The organism is Blautia difficilis (assembly GCF_014297245.1).
GTDB lineage: Bacteria > Bacillota > Clostridia > Lachnospirales > Lachnospiraceae > Blautia_A > Blautia_A difficilis.
The window spans coordinates 1-17015 of record NZ_JACOQG010000026.1 but is presented as its reverse complement, the minus strand read 5'-3'; the positions used below and the strand labels follow the sequence as shown (position 1 = coordinate 17015).

Sequence of the window (17015 nt, the reverse complement as noted above, 5' to 3'; positions counted from 1 at the left end):
ACTGCTTCCATATAAATAGTTCACAAATTCTTCACAAAATAATTAGCACTCACCTCTTGATAATGGAAGTTGATTTTTGTCCTGTCTTGTGTACTCTGGAAGTGCCTGTTTTACAGGCTTTTCGGAGAATCAGTCATTTTGTCTGGTATTGTAAAGCAGTGTCAGATTTGTTGTAAATGTCGTAAATTTGTGGTCAAAAAATGATGAGAAATGGAGAGTGCTAATAAAATGAAATTAACGTATACGAATGTAAATGGATACCTGATTCCTAATCTCACCTATAAATCCGGTGAGCAGATGGAGCAACTTGGCAAGTATGGTTTTCTTCGCAGAGATTATCTGAAAAACTATCGAAATTCAACCTATCAGGTGATGCTTTTACAGGATACCATAGGAGAGCATCTTCTGGAAGTGGACAAGGCAGCCAGAGAACGGGAAGAGGTAATACTGAAACAGTTAGAAGAAAAAGAACCATTGCCGGATAAAGAGAAAGATCAGATTGCCTGGGTAAGAGCTGCTAATCAACACAAAGCAATTGCAGAAGAGATTATTCTCAAGGAATTGATTTATGTTTAAATGAAGGTGATGAGGTCGTGGATTGCGACCTCATTATTGTATGAAAAATAGCAGTAGGCAGAATGAGAAAAATAGGGTAAAATGGGAACATGGATTTTGGAAACTCATAAGAAATGATTGTGCGGTAAAGTAACTTGAAATGCCAGTTTGGCATTTCAAGTTATAGAGGAGATGGAATGGCGGATCAGAAAGTAAGAGAAATGGAACCAGTGGAAACACAAATAGTTGAAATCATGCCACCGGACGTTGAAAATCTGATTTATGTAGTAAGAAACAAACAAGTCATGGTGGATAGTGATCTGGCAATGCTTTATCAGGTAGAAACGGGAGCGTTAAACAGGGCTGTTAAAAGAAATATTGCCAGATTTCCAGAAGATTTTCGATTTCAGCTTACAAAAGATGAATATGAAAACTTGAAATGCCAATTTGGCACCTCAAATGGCAGTGGAACAGAAAATGGTTATGGTGGCAGACGTACATTACCGTATGTATTTACAGAGCAGGGAATATCCATGCTTGCAAGTGTATTGCATAGCGAGGTGGCAATTAATGTAAGTATAGGTATTATGCGTGCATTTGTAGAAATGCGACGGTTTATAGCCAACAATGCACTTTTGTTTGAAAGGATTAGTAACGTTGAGCTAAAACAACTGGAATATCAGAAAAAGACAGATGAAAAACTGGAGCAGATTTTTGAGTACATATCAGATCATGAGGAGTCTAATCAAAAGATATTTTTTGATGGTCAGATATATGATGCATTCAACTTATTGATAGGACTGATTCAGAAAGCAGAAATGGAAATTGTTCTGGTAGATGGATATGTGGATGTAGGAACATTAAATATTTTGTCAAAGAAGAAAGAAAATGTGGCGGTGATAGTTTATACACAGCAACGGACAAAATTATCTCAAACAGATGTAGATAACTTTAATGCACAGTATCCTAAACTGGATGTGAAGTACACAAGAGCATTTCATGATCGTTTTTTAATTCTTGATAAAACGAAAGCATATCATGTGGGTGCGTCTTTGAAGGATGCAGGTAAAAAATGTTTTGGAATTAATCTGATTGAAGATGCAGGTATTGTAAGAGATATTTTACAGAGATTGGAATTGGAAACAGAAGAATAGAAAAGTAAGTTATGCAGAAAGGCGTGAGTCATAAGAATATGGCTTGCGTCTTTTTCTGTCTGGAAAGGAAGTGGGGAGCATGGCACAGATTTTTCGTGTAGAGAGAACTAAGAATTTTACGGTAATGAGTAATCACCATTTCAAGAATAAGAATCTGACATTGAAAGCGAAAGGTCTATTATCGCTGATGTTAAGTTTGCCAGATGACTGGAATTACAATATGCAAGGACTGGCAACACTGAGCAGAGATGGGATTGATTCTGTTCGTTCTGCAATTAAGGAATTAGAGCATCATGGATATGTGGAACGCCATAGATTGCGTAATGAATATGGCTTTTATGGCGATACCGAATATATTATCCGGGAAGTTCCATTAGGAGAAGAAAATGATTAAGCGAAGGAGAAAATGCCTAATGGTGGACAGTCCAATTTTGGACAATCAGGTCATAGGAAATTTCTATCTCCGGACATCAGAAAATAGGAAAACCAGATATGGTAAATCCCATACTGGACAAACCGTTGCTATTAATAATCCATGTTATTAAATATGAATTATTAAAGAACTAGTAAATAAAATATCTATCTTATCAATTCACGTAAGTATTAATAGGATTGGATAAGAAAAGAAAGAATGAGGTATGATTATGAGAATGATGAAAAATAACAGAAATGAAACAATTATGGTGATCGGGATTGATCATGGTTATGGAAACATGAAAACTGCCACCAGATGCTTTCCATCCGGTGTAGCCAGATATGACGAGGAGCCAATTTTTCAGAATAATCTTCTTGTTTACAATGGAATGTATTACCAGATCGGAGAGGAACACAAGGAGTTCTGTGCAGAGAAAACGCAGGATGAGGACTATTATGTGCTGACACTGGCGGTTATCGCAAGAGAACTTGATGGGAAAGGAATGAATCGGGCAAAGGTACACATTGCAGCCGGACTTCCGCTTACCTGGGTAGCTACACAGAAAGAAGATTTCCAGAAATATCTTCTCCAGAATGAAAGTGTAGATTTTATATTCCGTAATAAAGAGTATCATGTAGAGTTTGCAGGAGCTGATATTTACCCACAGGGATTTGCAGCAGCCTTTTACCGCTTACAGGATTTCAAAGGAATCAACATGCTGGTAGATATTGGAAACGGAACTATGAACATCATGTATATCAACAATTCCCGTCCATTAGAGAAGAAATGCTTTACAGAGAAATATGGAACGCATCAGTGTGTGCTTGCTGTAAGGGAATCCCTGCTGAAAGAATTGGGAACAGTGGTGGACGATCTGGTGATTGAGCAGGTGATCCGTACCGGGACAGCAGATATTGGTGAGAAATATCTGACAGTCATTAGTAAAGCTGCCGGAGATTATACGAAAGAAATCTTCCATAAGCTGAGAGAACGGGAATATAATCCAGAACTGATGCGTCTGTACGTGGTCGGCGGTGGCGGTTGTATGATCCAGAATTTTGGAGAATATGACAAGAGTCGGGTAACGATTGTACGGGATATCTGTGCCACAGCGAAAGGTTATGAAGCAATGACCGTAAGGAAAATCCAGAGAAACGGAGGGATGCTTGTATGAGAAAAGAACGGAAAATCATCAATACAAATATCCGTTTAAATCTTTGTGATGAACAGGACAGGCAGGCATGGGAATATTTGCAGACGATGGACAGGGAAAAATATAAATCGTACACCAGAGCAGTTGTAGTTGCTTTAAACGATTATTTTTCCAGAGAGTACAGGAATGAAGCAGATCCGTATCTGGAAACCAGAGAAAAGGAAGATGCGTTTTTGGAAAAAGTGGAAACAGCTGTCAGGGATGGAGTGAAAGAATCCGTTCCGATGGCTATAGCGAAGAACCTGATGGAAATGCTTGTACCGTTTGTAAAAGAATCGGTAGGAGAAAGTAATCTGTCGGACAGAACACTAATAATGGAGAAAACGGATGGAGAGATCGCAGAAGATAATCTGGACTGGGAGAAAGAAGCTGATATGGATGCAGCACTGGATTTTGCAGACAGTTTTTAGATGGTTATGAAATAGCAGTAACAGGAAAACAAACTGACAGTAAGGAATAGATTTACAAAAACAGAATAGCAGAAAAAGACGATGGCAGTGATGGCATTTCTATTGGTAAAGATCAGTGGAATGTTTACGACTGCTATTATTATGTCTTTTAGCAGAAATGGAAAGAGATCCAGAAAAAGAAAGACAGAAATAACAGGAAAATATAACAGAAAAGCGTTGGCAGATGGGCGGATTGAACAAGCAAGGCGAAGAAAAGAATAAAGTGCCGGATACGGCATAGGATTGTCCGATACTTCGTATCGGAGTGATGCATGAACAGCCTGTTTCAGAAAGAGAAAATCTATGGAAGGGGAGTTTTTCTTTTTCTTCCACAGTCAGTTCCTGCACCACAAGACCACTGTCATCTCCATTTTGATCTGATAACGTAGGGTGGAAAATATGGCTTGGTACGTGTCGGTTCAGTGGTGGGGAGATGACAGGCAAGTTTCGCAAAGTGGCAAGCCACTCTGCACCGGAGCCAGCCTTTGGGCTGTTCCTAAACTTGCCATGGGCGTCTGCCCCTTGGAACCCCGGCACGCCAATGGTGACAATTCTGTGTTAGAAATATCCACTGGATACTTCTTCTCAGATTGCCACGGATTGGCTAAGACGTTGTCTTGCATCTACCAAAGGGGAACGTTACACATCCCCTTATGGAATCCCCTGTTAATTTAGACATAACGCTATGGTTGTAAATATAGAGCAGAAATCAAGTAGAGAAAGGAAATAAAAGCCTATGAGAAAACGAAATCATACAGTAACTATACGGATGAATAAAGCGGAATATGAGCTACTTCAAAGCAAAATAAAGGAATCCGGAAGAACACAGCAAGAAGTTGTGATAAAAGCAATTGCAGACTTGAAGATAGCTTCTACAGAGGAAGTGGAAGAACTGAAAAGATTGAACCAGATGTTTGCAGATATTCTCAGTCAGCTTCGTGGAGCTACTACAAATATCAATCAGATTGCAAGAAAGCTGCATACAGATGGAGAAATTCCGAATGACAGTATGCTGTATTTCCTTAATAAAAATATTCTTAAGTACAGGAAGGAGAGTGAAAAGATATGGCTATTAATAAGACGATTAATAAGCGGACAAATACACATGGAGCAATGAGAAACTGCATCGAATATGTGCTGCGGCAGGATAAGACTAGTGAACAACTTACCTATGTGACTGGACCGTACTGCCATGATGAGATCAATTATGATCTGGTGTACAGAGCATTTTTAGAGGAAAAGAAGGTGTGGGATAAAGATTCTGGGAGAATGTACGCTCACAACATTATTTCCTGGCATAAGGACGAGCAGATTACTCTGGAACAGGCATTTGAATTTGGAAAAGAATTCGCAGAAAAATGGTTTCAGGGATTTCAGACCTTAGTGGCAGTCCATAAGGATAAAGACCATATTCACTGTCATCTGGTGACAAATTCTGTGAGTTATGAAGATGGGAGAAAACTGCATAACACCAAAAAGGATCTGGAACGTATGAAACAGCTTACCAATCAGATGTGCCGAGAACGTGGACTGACAGTTGTCGAGAAAGGAAAGCACTTTGATGGAAGCCAGATTGAAAAAGGGGAAGTCATTGCATGGAGCAAAGATAAATATAACCTGTTCCGTCAACAGGTAAAGGACAGTTTTGTAGCGGACTGTGCAATGGCGGTATTAAAGGCACTGGAAAATTGTATCAGCAAAGAAAAGTTTATAGAAAAAATGAAACAGTTCGGATGGAGGGTGAACTGGACGGAAAAGCGAAAGCATATCACATTCCAGAATCAGGATGGGAAGAAAGTGCGTGACAGCAATCTGTCCAAAACGTTTCATCTGGATATCAGTAAGGAGGCGTTGGAGCATGAATTTAATGGAAATTACGAAAGGATACGAGCCGAAGCAGAGCGAACAGCAGGAGCAGACGAAGAACTCATTGGGTACTACCGACAGGTGGAAGCAGCTTGTGAAGGAACAGGCAGAAACACTGGAGAAAGTGACGGAAGAGAGGGACGAGTTACAGGTGAGAAATCAGAAGATGAACGAGTTTATCCTGGAATTTCAGAAAAGAACACACAGTCTGAAAATGGAAAAACAGAGGCTATTCTTCGAGAATCACGAAATGCAAGAAGAAATGCAGAAGTCGAATGCCGAAATTCAGCAGATGACAGAAGAATTGTCCGAAATGCGGAAACTCAATCAGTCTTTACAGCAGAGCAACGACGACTTGAGGAACAGAAACGGCTTGATGAGAAGGAACGAGCAAGAGCAGCTCGAAAAAGAAATAAAAGACGTTCGGGACCGGAACTCTAAATTAGTAATGCAGGTGAACCAATCATCGGTGGAAGCGGTTGAACAGGCAAAAAAGAAACAGGAAGAGGCAGAAAAACAGGCAAGGCAGGCAGAGTACCAGATTGAAAGGGAAAAGAACCGGGCAGATATGGAGATACAAAGAGCCAGGAGAAAAGCAAAATCGGAAATTGCTGATATGAAAGAAAATCAGTTCTTTTGGGACTGGGGATATCTTTGTGTAATTTTCTTTTCGTTTCTTCAAAATGGAGCATTTCAACAAGATGTGCTGCAACTAATAATGATACCGATAAATTGGTGCAAAGAATATATAGCATGGTTTGAACGGTTGGAATATATAAGCGATACTGCCGGAGAAATGCTCTTTAAAGGGTTTTTCTCTATGCTTATGATTACTGCTGGGATTCTCGGATGTGTATTCCTTGTTTGGGCTGGAGTTGAACAATATAAGAAGATATGGGATGACCTATATAAAATGGTTTTAATATCCAGTATTTCATTTGTAGCAGTATTGGGAAATTTGATAAGAGAATATCTTCCGCTTAATCTGATACTTGTGATTCTGTTTATAAATATTGGAACTATTTTGCTCAGAGCATATTTGAAAAAGAAATATCCTCAAATGTATGATTGAATAAGAATGTATAGGAAAAGCAGCGGAGTGCTGGAAAGGGTAACATATAGTTATTTCATTCCATTTGTTGCCAATAGTGCAGCCATAGTCTTAGCGGATTCCTGCATACCTCTGCCTATCCATTCTTCAATCCATCCGAAAGTTGTCAAACACAAACGACAAGGTGTGAAATTTGAAAAATCCTCCCGAATAGCCTCACCTTGAGAAAAAGAAAAGCGCAGCCATTCAGACTGCGCTCTGTGAATATTTAGGAAGTTGTTTGAAAGCGATACCCAACCTCGCGGACACTTTCTATAATAAAAGGGTGGTGCGGATCAGCGGAATAGAGCTTTTTGCGTAGGTTTCGTACATGGTATCCTATGGTGCCTCGTTCATTTATTGTTAGAGCTTCACCCCATACCTTTTCATAGATTTGGGAATAGGTCAACACTCGTCCATTATTAACTGTCAGCAGGCATAGGAGACTATATTCCTTTGCTGTTAGGCCCACTTCTTTTTGATTACAGCGCACCAGCCTTTGGCTGGGGTCAATCTCAAGATCGGGGAGAGATAGCACCGGTTCCGAGGAAAGCTCCCATTTTTTTAGCTCTGGATGGAGCTGCAAAAATGAAAGGAAATCTTCAAAAATCTTTTTTTCTTCCTCGTTCAGTTTCATAATGATTATTTCTCCGATGGTATCACCTCCCGGTCATTTATCCAAACGGCCTCTTTCAATTTCTTAAAACTTATCTCACTAATAACATACTCCAGCTTGCAAGCGTCTTGTGCTGCAATATCCTGTGGAACACCAGCTTCCACGAGTCGTTTGGTAAAGAACTGGTGCTTTTCATAGATTTGCTGGGCGATTTGCTGGCCCTGCTCTGTGAGGGAGAGTGTGCCATCGTCCTTTTTTATCAGGCATTTCTTTTTAGACAGTTCTTTGACAGCCCGGCTCACAGAAGGCTTTTTTACATCCAAAAGCTCCGCCACATCTACGCAGCGAACATAGCCCTTTTGTTGCTGAAGCACCAGCACAGCCTCTAAATAGTCCTCCATAGATGATGTTAAGGGCATAATGGCACACCTCCTTCTGACACATATAATTACTTCATTTACACCATACCTGCTTTTTTGAAATGCTTCTTGAGCAGTTTCTTAGCGTTGAGCGCGCCAACAAAGGCGCAAATTGCAACAACGACAAGCATTATGATAGCTGTTACAGGTGATACTAACGTTTGCAAAATTCCCAAATAACTTTCGCCAAACATTCCCGCATACTGCTCAAGTGTTTGATTTGAGAAAAACAAGAAGGGAATATATGTACCACTGAATGCTGCTAAAACCATATAAATGATATAACTGATCGTAAGTGTTTTTCCATTAGTGCAACCTGTTTTCCACGCGATCAACGCAGAAATAATGCCAGCAATAATGCAGCAAATTATCATGGGCGGATAAAATCCATAAATGCCTGTTATCGCACAAAAAATGAACAGTGTCCACGGTTTCTTAGTCTTAGCTGCTACAAGGAAATATGTAATAGCTGCCAATAGTGACCACAATGGGCTTACCACTAACATCGTGTAGGGAGAAAAAGATAGGAACGCACAAAGGATATAGATAACAAGTGCGCACAAAGATAAAAGAGCTGTGACAATCAAATCCTTTACTTGAAAGCCTTTTTTGTTTTCGGTTTGCATGAAATAAATCCTCCTTAAAATGATATTGGTTGGAACGATGTCCATATGACAACCGCAAAAAGAGCAAGCATACCTATCAACAAAATACTATCTCTTAAGCGGAAATCAACTAATATATAGTGAGTTTTTTCACAAGGATAGCTGATGCCTCGCGTTTCCGCTGATGCGGATAATTCTGTCGCCGTCATCAGAAGGCGCATAAGTATAGGGATTAAAAAGCCTTCGTATGTCTGCGCCGGATGACTTACTATTCTCCAAAAAGACAATCCCACGCCCCTCGTTTTCATCCCTTGTTTTATATAAAGCACATCTTGTTTCAAAGATGGAAGAAATCTCAATATGATAGCCACTGGTATCACAATTGCTTGAGGGATATGACTTGCCTGAAGCGCTGCTATCAATTCCGATATTTCCGTAGTCTGAAATAGAATATTCAAAGCAAGTGCAATAGTCAAAATTCTTAGTAAAAAGAATGTTATCACGGAAGATAAATGAATTGGAAGGACTTGCGCCAACACAAGCAGAACTATATAAACTATTGCAAATTTGATACTTGTTTTCCAAAGTCCACTTAGCAAAGCAAACAGGCAAACGACGCCAAAGAGTAACAAGCCTGTTAAGCCTCCACCCAAAGCAAACGCCAAAGCTGATGTCAATAGAATCAACAGAAGTTTTATGCGAGAATCGTAATATACTCCATGCTTTCTCAATTTATTCACCACCTTCCTCAACCATAAAATTCTTTACGATTTTGAAATTGTTTTGTTCCGTCATTTGTAAATCATCTTTAATAATCCCTTCCTTCAAAAGCAAAGCGCGCGAGGCGGTCAGGCTGATAAACTCCAGATCATGCGTAATAATAAAGACCAGCTTTCCAGCCTCACGCATATAATTAACAGCATTGGCAACAGCGCACATATTATCCCAGTCTAACCCGCTTGTTGGTTCATCCAAAACGATGATTGGTTTTTCCGAAAGCATTGCCGCTCCTATTGTCAGTCTCTGTTTTTGACCGCCTGATAAAGCATACGGATGGCAGTCTTTGAAGTTTTCCAGATGGAGCATTTTCAAAATTTGAGACACTTTTTCATCTATGCTTGGAATCCTTTTATTTCCTAACCTCAATTCCTCCGTCACACTGTCTGTATAAAGCTGGTGATCTGCCTCCTGCATAACAAAGTACACATAGTCGGATAATTTTTGTTGCTTCACATTCTTTCCATCAATGTAAAACGCACCTTGGCGGCAGCGAATCAAGCCAGACAGGATTTTCCCCAATGTTGTTTTCCCGCAACCATTTTCTCCAATCAAGGCAATCGTTTCGCCTTTGTAGGCTTCTAATGAAATGTTGTGAAGAAGTTCCGGCATGGCTTTATGCGAAAAGCTCAAATTTCTAATTTGGAGAAATACTTCCGAGCGGCAAATAGATTCTTTCCTTTCTATTTGTATTAAATCCAAATTTAACGGGCGAAGCCTTCTGTTGTGCATTTGGACAGCAGATAATTCTGCCATTTCCTCACCTGTTAATTCTTCGCAGATTTGACCATCCTCCATAATTAAAAAGCGATCTGCGAGTCCGTATAAGTAAAACAATCTGTGTTCTGAAACAATAATCGTGTGTCCAGCGGCTTTCAAAGCAGAAAGAATCCCTCTTACCTGTAAGATTGTATGAATGTCTAAATTAGCCGAAGGCTCATCCAGCACATAAATTTGTGGATTAAGAGTAGTCGCTGCGAGAAAAGCAACTTTTTGCCTTTCTCCACTGGACAGGGCAAAAATATCTCTGTCTTTTAGGTTCTCCATATTCAGTGACTGAAAGGCGCTGTTAACACGTTTAACGATTTCTTTATGTGGAATTCCATAGTTTTCGCAGGCAAACGCAACTTCGCTGGAACTGTTTGTAGTAAAAAATTGACTGCGGGGATCTTGAAAAATTGAAGCAATCTCTTTACCAGCCTCACCGGCGTCCGATTCTTTTATGGAACGTCCCGATACAATGACTTCGCCGGATAATCTGCCTTCAAAAAAGCGGGGAATCAAATTATTGATACACCTGGTTAATGTGGTCTTTCCACATCCGCTCTGCCCAGTAATAACAAGAAATTCTCCCGATTTTATGATAAGCTTTACATCCTTTAGACTTTCCTGAGACTGTCCTTCATACTGAAAAGAGGCATGTTCAAAAGATATAATTGGAAATTGTTTTTTCATGGCAACACACCTCATAGCTTCCAACTGATGGATTTCTCCCTGCACTTCAAAAAAGTACGATAAATCCCTTCTTTTTCTGCTAATTCCTTATGGGTTCCCTTTTGAACAATATGGCCTTGATCAATGACAATAATTTGATCTGCCGTCCGAACAGTAGACAGCCTGTGAGCGATAGAAATTAGTGTTTTATTTTTCGTCAATTCAAAAATTGCGTCCAAAAGAGCTTTTTCATTTTCCGGGTCTACGCTGGATGTCGCTTCATCCAAAATAACGATGGGCGCGTCTTTCAATATCGCCCTTGCTATTGAAATTCTCTGTTTTTCTCCCCCAGACAAAGTGGAACCTGCTTCTCCTATCATTGTTTCATAGCCTTGCGGGAGCGCCTCTATAAAATCATGGCAGCGGGCCCTTTTAGCGGCCTCTACCACCTCCGCATGGGTCGCGTTAGGTTTTCCGAATTTGATGTTATTTTCAATCGTATCATTAAACAGATACACCTTTTGGAATACCATACTTACATATGATAAAAGGCTATCACAAGTAAATTCTTTTACATCGTGTCCTCCAATTTTAACACTTCCAGAATTTACGTCCCAAAATCTTGCAATCATATTACACAAAGTTGTTTTCCCTGAACCTGACGGCCCAACGATAGCACAAGTAGAGTTCTGTGGGATTTTCAAGGTGATTCCATCTAAAACCGGACGGCTGTCATAAGCGAAAATAACATCTTTCAGTTCAATCTCATATGATTTCAGGACAATATCCTTTCCGTCTCCATCTAAAACCGGTATATCTGAGATGAAATCCAGCCGATCCAACTGCGTAGCGAGCATTTTACTCAAAAAGGCCCCGTCATTCATCAATTCCAATTCCATGAACATTAAAAATGCACAGATGATAAATAAAAGGCAATAGGGCAATGTGATAACTCCCCACAAATAGAGCAAAGCTGACAATAAAAATAACAGGCAACTTGTAATCTTAAATACGGCTTCATACAGCTTCATAATTCCGGCAGTAGAAATTGTAACCGCTATATCGCTGCGACACTTATTTTCAAAGGCTTGATCCACTTTTCCTTTTCCTTCTTTGCCTTTTCCGAATATGCGCAGAACAGAAATGCCTTTTATGTATTCTAATGCACTTCCCACCAACAATTCCTGAGCATTTTGCATATCTTCCGTATGCGCGCCGGCCCGCTTTTTTATCTGGCCCAGTACAAGAATTCCCGCTAAAATTCCTGTTAAAGCCAAAAACCCAATCTGCCAGCAAAATATACCCAACATTAGCGTCATGGCAAGCGCCTGTACAAAACCTCCCACCAAAAATGTTAGTGCAAGCATACAATTCCCTTCCAGATCGGAAATTGTTGTTGTCAATACTGTTTGTACGGTGCCGAGATTATTTTCTGTAAAATAGCCCATTGGTGCCCTTTTGAGCTGATTTCCAATCTCAAGACGCTTTTCCCGGAAAATCTCATATCCAGACGCACTCATTAGCACATCGCTTAGGTACTGAAACAAAAAGCGGCCCAAAACACTAAGTGCAACAATTCCAAATGCCTGTAAAATGACAGTCTCTGTTAAGTGTTCGATATTCAACATTACCAATAGCACAGCAAAAAATACAAAGGCAGCGCAGCAGGATTTCAGAGCATTGAAGATCAGTCCGGCAATTACACGGGGACGATATTTCCCAGATAACCGTAAAATCCTTTTTATAATTGAAAACATATTAAAATGTCCCTCCTTCCACTTGATCAGCTGAACTCACATAATCACTCCATAATCTTTGATAAAGTGGGCATTCTGATAAAAGCTCTTCCTGCCTGCCGCAGCCAACAATCTTTCCATTTTCCACCACAAGGATTTGATCAGCCTTCTGGATGGTCGCAAGACGATGAGCTACTACGATGAGGGTTTTTCCTTTTACAAGTTTACTGATAGCGTTTTGAATGAGATACTCATTTTCTGGATCAGCATAGGCCGTGGCCTCATCAAGAATAATTACTCTTGCATTTTTTAGAATTGCCCTTGCGATAGTAATTCGCTGACGTTCTCCGCCAGAAAGTTTTCCTCCTGCGTCTCCGGCATTTGTATCATATCCGTTTTCCAACTTTACAATAAACTCATGACAGCAGGCAGCTTTTGCAGCAGCTACCACCTCATCGTCTGTCGCATCCGGTTTTCCGAGCCGGATGTTTTCACGGATACTTTCATCGAACAGAAAATTGTCCTGTGCAACATAACTGACTTCACCCATCAACTGTGCGAAAGGAATCTCTTTAATATTCTTTCCGCCAAAAATAACTTTTCCTTTTGTGGCGTCCCAAAAACCAGCCATGAGTTTTGCAATCGTTGATTTTCCGGAACCGGAAGGGCCGACAATTGCTGAAACAGTACCTGGTTTGATTTCAAAGGATACATTCTTCAGAACTTCCGTCTCGTTATAAGCGAAAGAAACATTTTCAAAGCGATAGGCTGTTTCATCCAGTGCAACATTTTTTTCTGGACGTTTCAGTTCCGGTTTTTCAATAAAATCCCGTATTTGATCGAGGCAGGCTTTCACCATATTAAATTGTTCAGAATATTTTCCTACTCGCATAAGCGGGGCAATAAATCCAATAGGAAGGATAATGCAAGTGATAAAATCTGATAATGGTAATGTTCCAGTCATATAAAGCCATGCGCCAATCGGAAGCGTTCCCAACAATGTTGTCGGCATTACAGCCTGAATGACTGCTGACCAAAGCCAACTCTGCTTCCACCATGCCAGAGTACTGTCATGGAAGAAGTTAATTGCACCTGTAAATTTACTATAAGAAGCACTTCCTTGATTAAATGCCTTAATAACCTCTATACCATTTACATACTCAACCAGCGTACTGTTCATCGCATTTTGTGATTTCATATAAGTGGTACTTTTATTCACATAATCGTTCATCATTCCAATGTAACCCAAAAGTCCGAGGGGAATTGTAATCAATGCAGCTAATCCCATGCGCCAGTCAAGAATAAATACCAGTAGTATACAGCATAGGGGAGCCACTACATTAGAGGTTATTTCAGGCATAAAATGAGCCATCGAATCCTCTAATTTTGAAACTGTATCTGCCATCAAATTTTTGAAATTTCCGGTCGGCGTATCCAACATGATGCCCATTGGAACCCGAAGCATTTTATCTGCGATTTTGCTACGGATATTTTTCAATATTTTATATGTAGCCTTATGCGACATAAAAGAGGATTGATATGTAAGCCACAGTTTTAATATTTGCCCGCCCAAAGCGACTGCAAACAAGATACATACATTTTGAATAGTAGCTGTTTTGTTAAATAGTTCCGCGACTAATAATGACACTGTAATAAAGGGGGCCATCCCGAATAGTTCGCCCAGCGTTGCAAGAAAGGTTGAAAGATATAGTTGCTTTTTATTATTTCCTGCATAACTCAACAATTGCTGAATTGCTCCAGGTTTCGTTTTTTTCTTCATGAAAAAATCCTCCTTAAATAGGTTAGCAAAAACTAACTATTTGGCAAAAAATAAATGGCAAAAGCCACTTATTTTAGCGGAAGCCCTAATACACCATACCAGCCATAGTGCTGGAATTTTATGATGTTTTTTACATAATCCTCCGCCTTTTCATAAGGAACATCGTGCAAAATACACTCACATAGTGCAGTAATATATCCATGCGTCAAAATGTGTATTTCTATATCGTTTGGCAGACATTTCGCATATCCCGCTTCATATGCCGCCTTTACAAATAGGGCATTCTGTTTCGTATATTGAATTGTAATTTCTTCTATAAAGTTTTCGACGCGAGAACCTTTGCTGCATTTCAGCAAGAGTTGAAATTCCTCCAAATGCTCGTACATATAGTTGACATATGTCATTGCCTGAACATATGACGCTTCAACAGAATCCCTCTCAATAGCTTCTCTAATTCCAACTTTATCGTAAGGTTCTGCATTATCCAGAAAATCTAATGTATAATGGTAAACATCTTCGATTAAGGCAAAAAACAACGCTTCTTTATCCTTAAAATGTCGATATATTGCACCTGTTGTAACCTTTGCAGCGGTAACAATATCTTTAAGCTGCGTTGCCTGAAAGCCTTTTTTTAGGAATTCCACTTTCGCACATTCCATAATTCGCTCTCTTGTCAAGTCGGAACAGTAACTCAAAATATTTCCTCCCTTCTCGGATAATTACTTTATTTAAGATAATCCAATTATCAAACAAAAGTTAGGATAGCATATTTTTGTCTTGCTGTCAAGGGGACGATGCTTTTGTTATTATCATTATGTACCCAGCCGCCTGCGCGGCTGGGCTTCTTCTTTTTTGGGGCTGTTAATAGGCGGGTGTGCCATACCCGTAAATCTCATAGTATCCCACGGGGTAGCTGTTCTGACGCACAGAGTCGCCAGAGTTGCCCTCCACCGTGTAGACGCGGCCATTCTCCACCTTCTCCACAATCCCCACATGGTCGGAAGAACCGTCCTGGCCTCCATCATCCCAGTCGAAAAAGATGATGTCGCCGGGGCGCGGCTCATAGCTGTTATCCTGCCACAGCCCGCGCTCCTTAAACCACGGGACGCCTTGGGACGCACAGGCTGCAAACTTTGGAATAACACCAGCGTCGATATAGCCGCACTCATTGGCACACCAGCTCACAAAGCAGGCGCACCATTCCACACGGCTGCCAAAGCCGTACCAGCTCCAATAGGGCGCACCGCCTGTGTTCCCCACCTGAGAGAGCGCCACGGTGACGATCTCGCCGTCGCCTCCGGTAATGCCGTAAAGCACCTGGCTCCAGAGGGAATTGTTCTCATCGGCCAGAAGCTCCGCCATCTGTTCCCGCTGATCTTCGTGAAAGCTGAACTGATCGGCCATTTCCTCCGCCGTCTTGTGGCTGACGGTGATATACAGATAGGTGCGGGTGACGGTGACTTCCGTTTCTACGATGTTCCCGTTCCCATCGTCTGAGGTTTCAATGATGGTTTCCGTCTGGGTAGAGGTGCTGGATGAGATTTCATTCATCTGCCAGAAAATATCCTTTAAGAGCTGCTTTTTGGAATCGTCCATGGTGGCCACTTCCTGGGCAGCGTCCGGGTCGGTGGTGATCTTGACGGCATACACCGCAAGCACCTCTTTCCAAACCGCCCGGCTGCCGGACATCTCCAGCACGTCGTAGGTGTGGGATGTTTTGATTTCCTCCAGCTTTTCCTCGTACTCGGCGTTGATGTATGGAAGGGATCATGGCAGAGGGAAAGGCATATTATAAGGATTACGATGTTGAGATACCAGAAACATTGTCTGCTTATGGATATGGAGATAGTCCTCTGACATTTGTAAGCCTGTCAGATTATAATGGCATGCGTAAACTACAAGGTATGGACAGCGTTGATTTATTAGAAAACAATTATAGAATTTTATATAATAAAGAAAATGTTCGTGGACTTGCAGAACAATTTCATGATAAAAGTATCAATCTTACTATTGAGGAAAATGTACTTTCTCCGGTGAATGAAGCTGAAGAATTTACCATGTCAAATAGTGACATGGGCCAAATCATATTTGTAGTCGCAGATACATGGATGAAAAATATGAATGTCGATACGATGATATGGAATGTACAGTGCGTGAGTGAAGACGCAGCAAAAGAATTTGATACATTGCTGGATAATTATCAGAAAAAGAGCAAAAGAGAATGTGCCTTTGCCTATTATGTAGGAAAGCAGCAGGCATATGAATCCTCGGTCACTACAAAGGCAATCATAGCATTTCTGGCAATTTACCTTGGTATTGTATTTATGATAGCCTGTGCAGCAATCCTTGCTATTCAGCAGCTCTCCGAAGCCACTGACAATGTAGAACGATACAAGCTCCTAAAAAAACTGGGTGTAGAACACCGGGAACTGAATCGTGCACTGTTTATACAAATTCTCAGCTATTATCTGCTTCCACTTTTACTGGCTGTGATTCATTCAGTCGTCGGCTTGACGGTGGCAAGCCGTGAAGTTATTAAGGTGTTTGGAGATATGAATGTAGCATCCACGATCCTTGTAACATCAATATTTATTGTGTTCGTATATGGAAGTTATTTCCTGTTGACATATGTGGGAAGTAAAAGCGTTATTAACAAAGGATAGCAGAGGTAACTGTTGCATTGTATCTTTTGACTTGATTGAAAGGGACAAGCTGCGTCGGTATATTGAAAATCCGTATCTTTATTCACGGGTGCAGCATACGCAAACACTTCCACAGGAACAACGTGGGCTTACTATACCAGCGGAAATGAGTTCCTTATTTCCAAAATCCAGTATTCTTTGGCAAAAAAAGGCAGATCGGTATGTAACTTTTTTGCTGAGGGAAGAAGTGACAGAGGGGTTTCC

At 40.7% G+C, this 17015-nt stretch carries 18 protein-coding genes and 2 pseudogenes; 11 read left to right on the top strand and 9 right to left on the bottom strand.

What is annotated here, in order from left to right:
- Nucleotides 1–228 precede the first annotated feature (228 nt).
- The 9 genes from H8Z82_RS13465 (at nucleotide 229) to H8Z82_RS13425 (ending at nucleotide 6724) form a co-directional block, all read left to right on the top strand.
- Nucleotides 229–576: a TnpV protein gene (locus tag H8Z82_RS13465; RefSeq protein ID WP_118670293.1), complete on the top strand. Its 348-nt coding sequence runs from the start codon at nucleotides 229–231 to the stop codon at nucleotides 574–576.
- 176 nt (nucleotides 577–752) lie between these two features.
- Complete coding sequence (locus tag H8Z82_RS13460) at nucleotides 753–1709, top strand: ORF6N domain-containing protein (protein ID WP_118670294.1); 957 nt, start codon at nucleotides 753–755, stop codon at nucleotides 1707–1709.
- A 79-nt stretch (nucleotides 1710–1788) separates the two neighbouring features.
- Nucleotides 1789–2103, top strand: coding sequence for a helix-turn-helix domain-containing protein (locus H8Z82_RS13455; RefSeq protein WP_019162573.1), 315 nt, complete (start codon nucleotides 1789–1791; stop codon nucleotides 2101–2103).
- Nucleotides 2104–2353: 250 nt separating this feature from the next.
- Nucleotides 2354–3298 (top strand): ParM/StbA family protein, encoded by a 945-nt coding sequence (locus tag H8Z82_RS13450; RefSeq protein ID WP_178044156.1) that lies wholly within the window; start codon nucleotides 2354–2356, stop codon nucleotides 3296–3298.
- Nucleotides 3295–3747, top strand: a complete 453-nt coding sequence (locus H8Z82_RS13445) for a hypothetical protein (protein WP_118670296.1) — start codon at nucleotides 3295–3297, stop codon at nucleotides 3745–3747. Before H8Z82_RS13450 ends, H8Z82_RS13445 begins: the two co-directional genes overlap by 4 nt.
- Before the next feature lie 81 nt (nucleotides 3748–3828).
- Entirely contained in the window at nucleotides 3829–4008 is a 180-nt protein-coding gene (locus H8Z82_RS13440; RefSeq protein ID WP_118670297.1) for a hypothetical protein, read from the top strand.
- A gap of 514 nt (nucleotides 4009–4522) precedes the next feature.
- Entirely contained in the window at nucleotides 4523–4903 is a 381-nt protein-coding gene (locus tag H8Z82_RS13435; RefSeq protein WP_118670298.1) for a plasmid mobilization protein, read from the top strand.
- Nucleotides 4852–6093 (top strand): relaxase/mobilization nuclease domain-containing protein, encoded by a 1242-nt coding sequence (locus tag H8Z82_RS13430; RefSeq protein WP_182437591.1) that lies wholly within the window; start codon nucleotides 4852–4854, stop codon nucleotides 6091–6093. The genes H8Z82_RS13435 and H8Z82_RS13430 overlap by 52 nt, the downstream gene beginning before the upstream one ends.
- A 7-nt stretch (nucleotides 6094–6100) precedes the next feature.
- Complete coding sequence (locus H8Z82_RS13425) at nucleotides 6101–6724, top strand: hypothetical protein (RefSeq protein WP_044926524.1); 624 nt, start codon at nucleotides 6101–6103, stop codon at nucleotides 6722–6724.
- A gap of 247 nt (nucleotides 6725–6971) precedes the next feature.
- On the opposite strand, the gene H8Z82_RS13420 is transcribed toward H8Z82_RS13425, so the two are convergent.
- From H8Z82_RS13420 to H8Z82_RS17790, 9 genes and pseudogenes are all read right to left on the bottom strand, one after another.
- Complete coding sequence (locus H8Z82_RS13420) at nucleotides 6972–7379, bottom strand: winged helix-turn-helix domain-containing protein (protein ID WP_025655065.1); 408 nt, start codon at nucleotides 7377–7379, stop codon at nucleotides 6972–6974.
- A 5-nt stretch (nucleotides 7380–7384) separates the two neighbouring features.
- The gene (locus H8Z82_RS13415) at nucleotides 7385–7777 is read right to left on the bottom strand and encodes a metal-dependent transcriptional regulator (protein ID WP_025655066.1); all 393 of its coding nucleotides are present in this window, start codon (nucleotides 7775–7777) and stop codon (nucleotides 7385–7387) included.
- A 38-nt stretch (nucleotides 7778–7815) separates the two neighbouring features.
- Nucleotides 7816–8403 carry an MptD family putative ECF transporter S component gene (locus tag H8Z82_RS13410; RefSeq protein WP_025655067.1) on the bottom strand — a complete coding sequence of 196 codons (588 nt, stop codon included), beginning with the start codon at nucleotides 8401–8403 and terminating at the stop codon, nucleotides 7816–7818.
- A gap of 14 nt (nucleotides 8404–8417) precedes the next feature.
- Nucleotides 8418–9122: an energy-coupling factor transporter transmembrane component T gene (locus H8Z82_RS13405; protein WP_025655068.1), complete on the bottom strand. Its 705-nt coding sequence runs from the start codon at nucleotides 9120–9122 to the stop codon at nucleotides 8418–8420.
- Nucleotides 9115–10614 carry an ABC transporter ATP-binding protein gene (locus H8Z82_RS13400; protein WP_025655069.1) on the bottom strand — a complete coding sequence of 500 codons (1500 nt, stop codon included), beginning with the start codon at nucleotides 10612–10614 and terminating at the stop codon, nucleotides 9115–9117. Before H8Z82_RS13400 ends, H8Z82_RS13405 begins: the two co-directional genes overlap by 8 nt.
- An 11-nt stretch (nucleotides 10615–10625) precedes the next feature.
- Nucleotides 10626–12350 carry an ABC transporter ATP-binding protein gene (locus H8Z82_RS13395; RefSeq protein ID WP_015535505.1) on the bottom strand — a complete coding sequence of 575 codons (1725 nt, stop codon included), beginning with the start codon at nucleotides 12348–12350 and terminating at the stop codon, nucleotides 10626–10628.
- A 1-nt stretch (nucleotide 12351) separates the two neighbouring features.
- On the bottom strand, nucleotides 12352–14109 hold the full coding sequence (locus H8Z82_RS13390) for an ABC transporter ATP-binding protein (RefSeq protein WP_025655070.1): 1758 nt from the start codon (nucleotides 14107–14109) through the stop codon (nucleotides 12352–12354).
- A 68-nt stretch (nucleotides 14110–14177) separates the two neighbouring features.
- Nucleotides 14178–14768, bottom strand: coding sequence for a TetR/AcrR family transcriptional regulator (locus tag H8Z82_RS13385; RefSeq protein ID WP_118670300.1), 591 nt, complete (start codon nucleotides 14766–14768; stop codon nucleotides 14178–14180).
- Nucleotides 14769–14970: 202 nt separating this feature from the next.
- Nucleotides 14971–15429, bottom strand: a pseudogene (locus H8Z82_RS17790) (CHAP domain-containing protein); the annotation flags it as partial.
- A 449-nt stretch (nucleotides 15430–15878) separates the two neighbouring features.
- Here H8Z82_RS17790 and H8Z82_RS13375 point away from each other — a divergent pair.
- Both H8Z82_RS13375 and H8Z82_RS17170 read left to right on the top strand, forming a co-directional pair.
- Nucleotides 15879–16772, top strand: a complete 894-nt coding sequence (locus H8Z82_RS13375) for a hypothetical protein (RefSeq protein WP_118670301.1) — start codon at nucleotides 15879–15881, stop codon at nucleotides 16770–16772.
- 31 nt (nucleotides 16773–16803) lie between these two features.
- A pseudogene (locus H8Z82_RS17170) lies at nucleotides 16804–17015 on the top strand (MerR family transcriptional regulator); the annotation flags it as partial.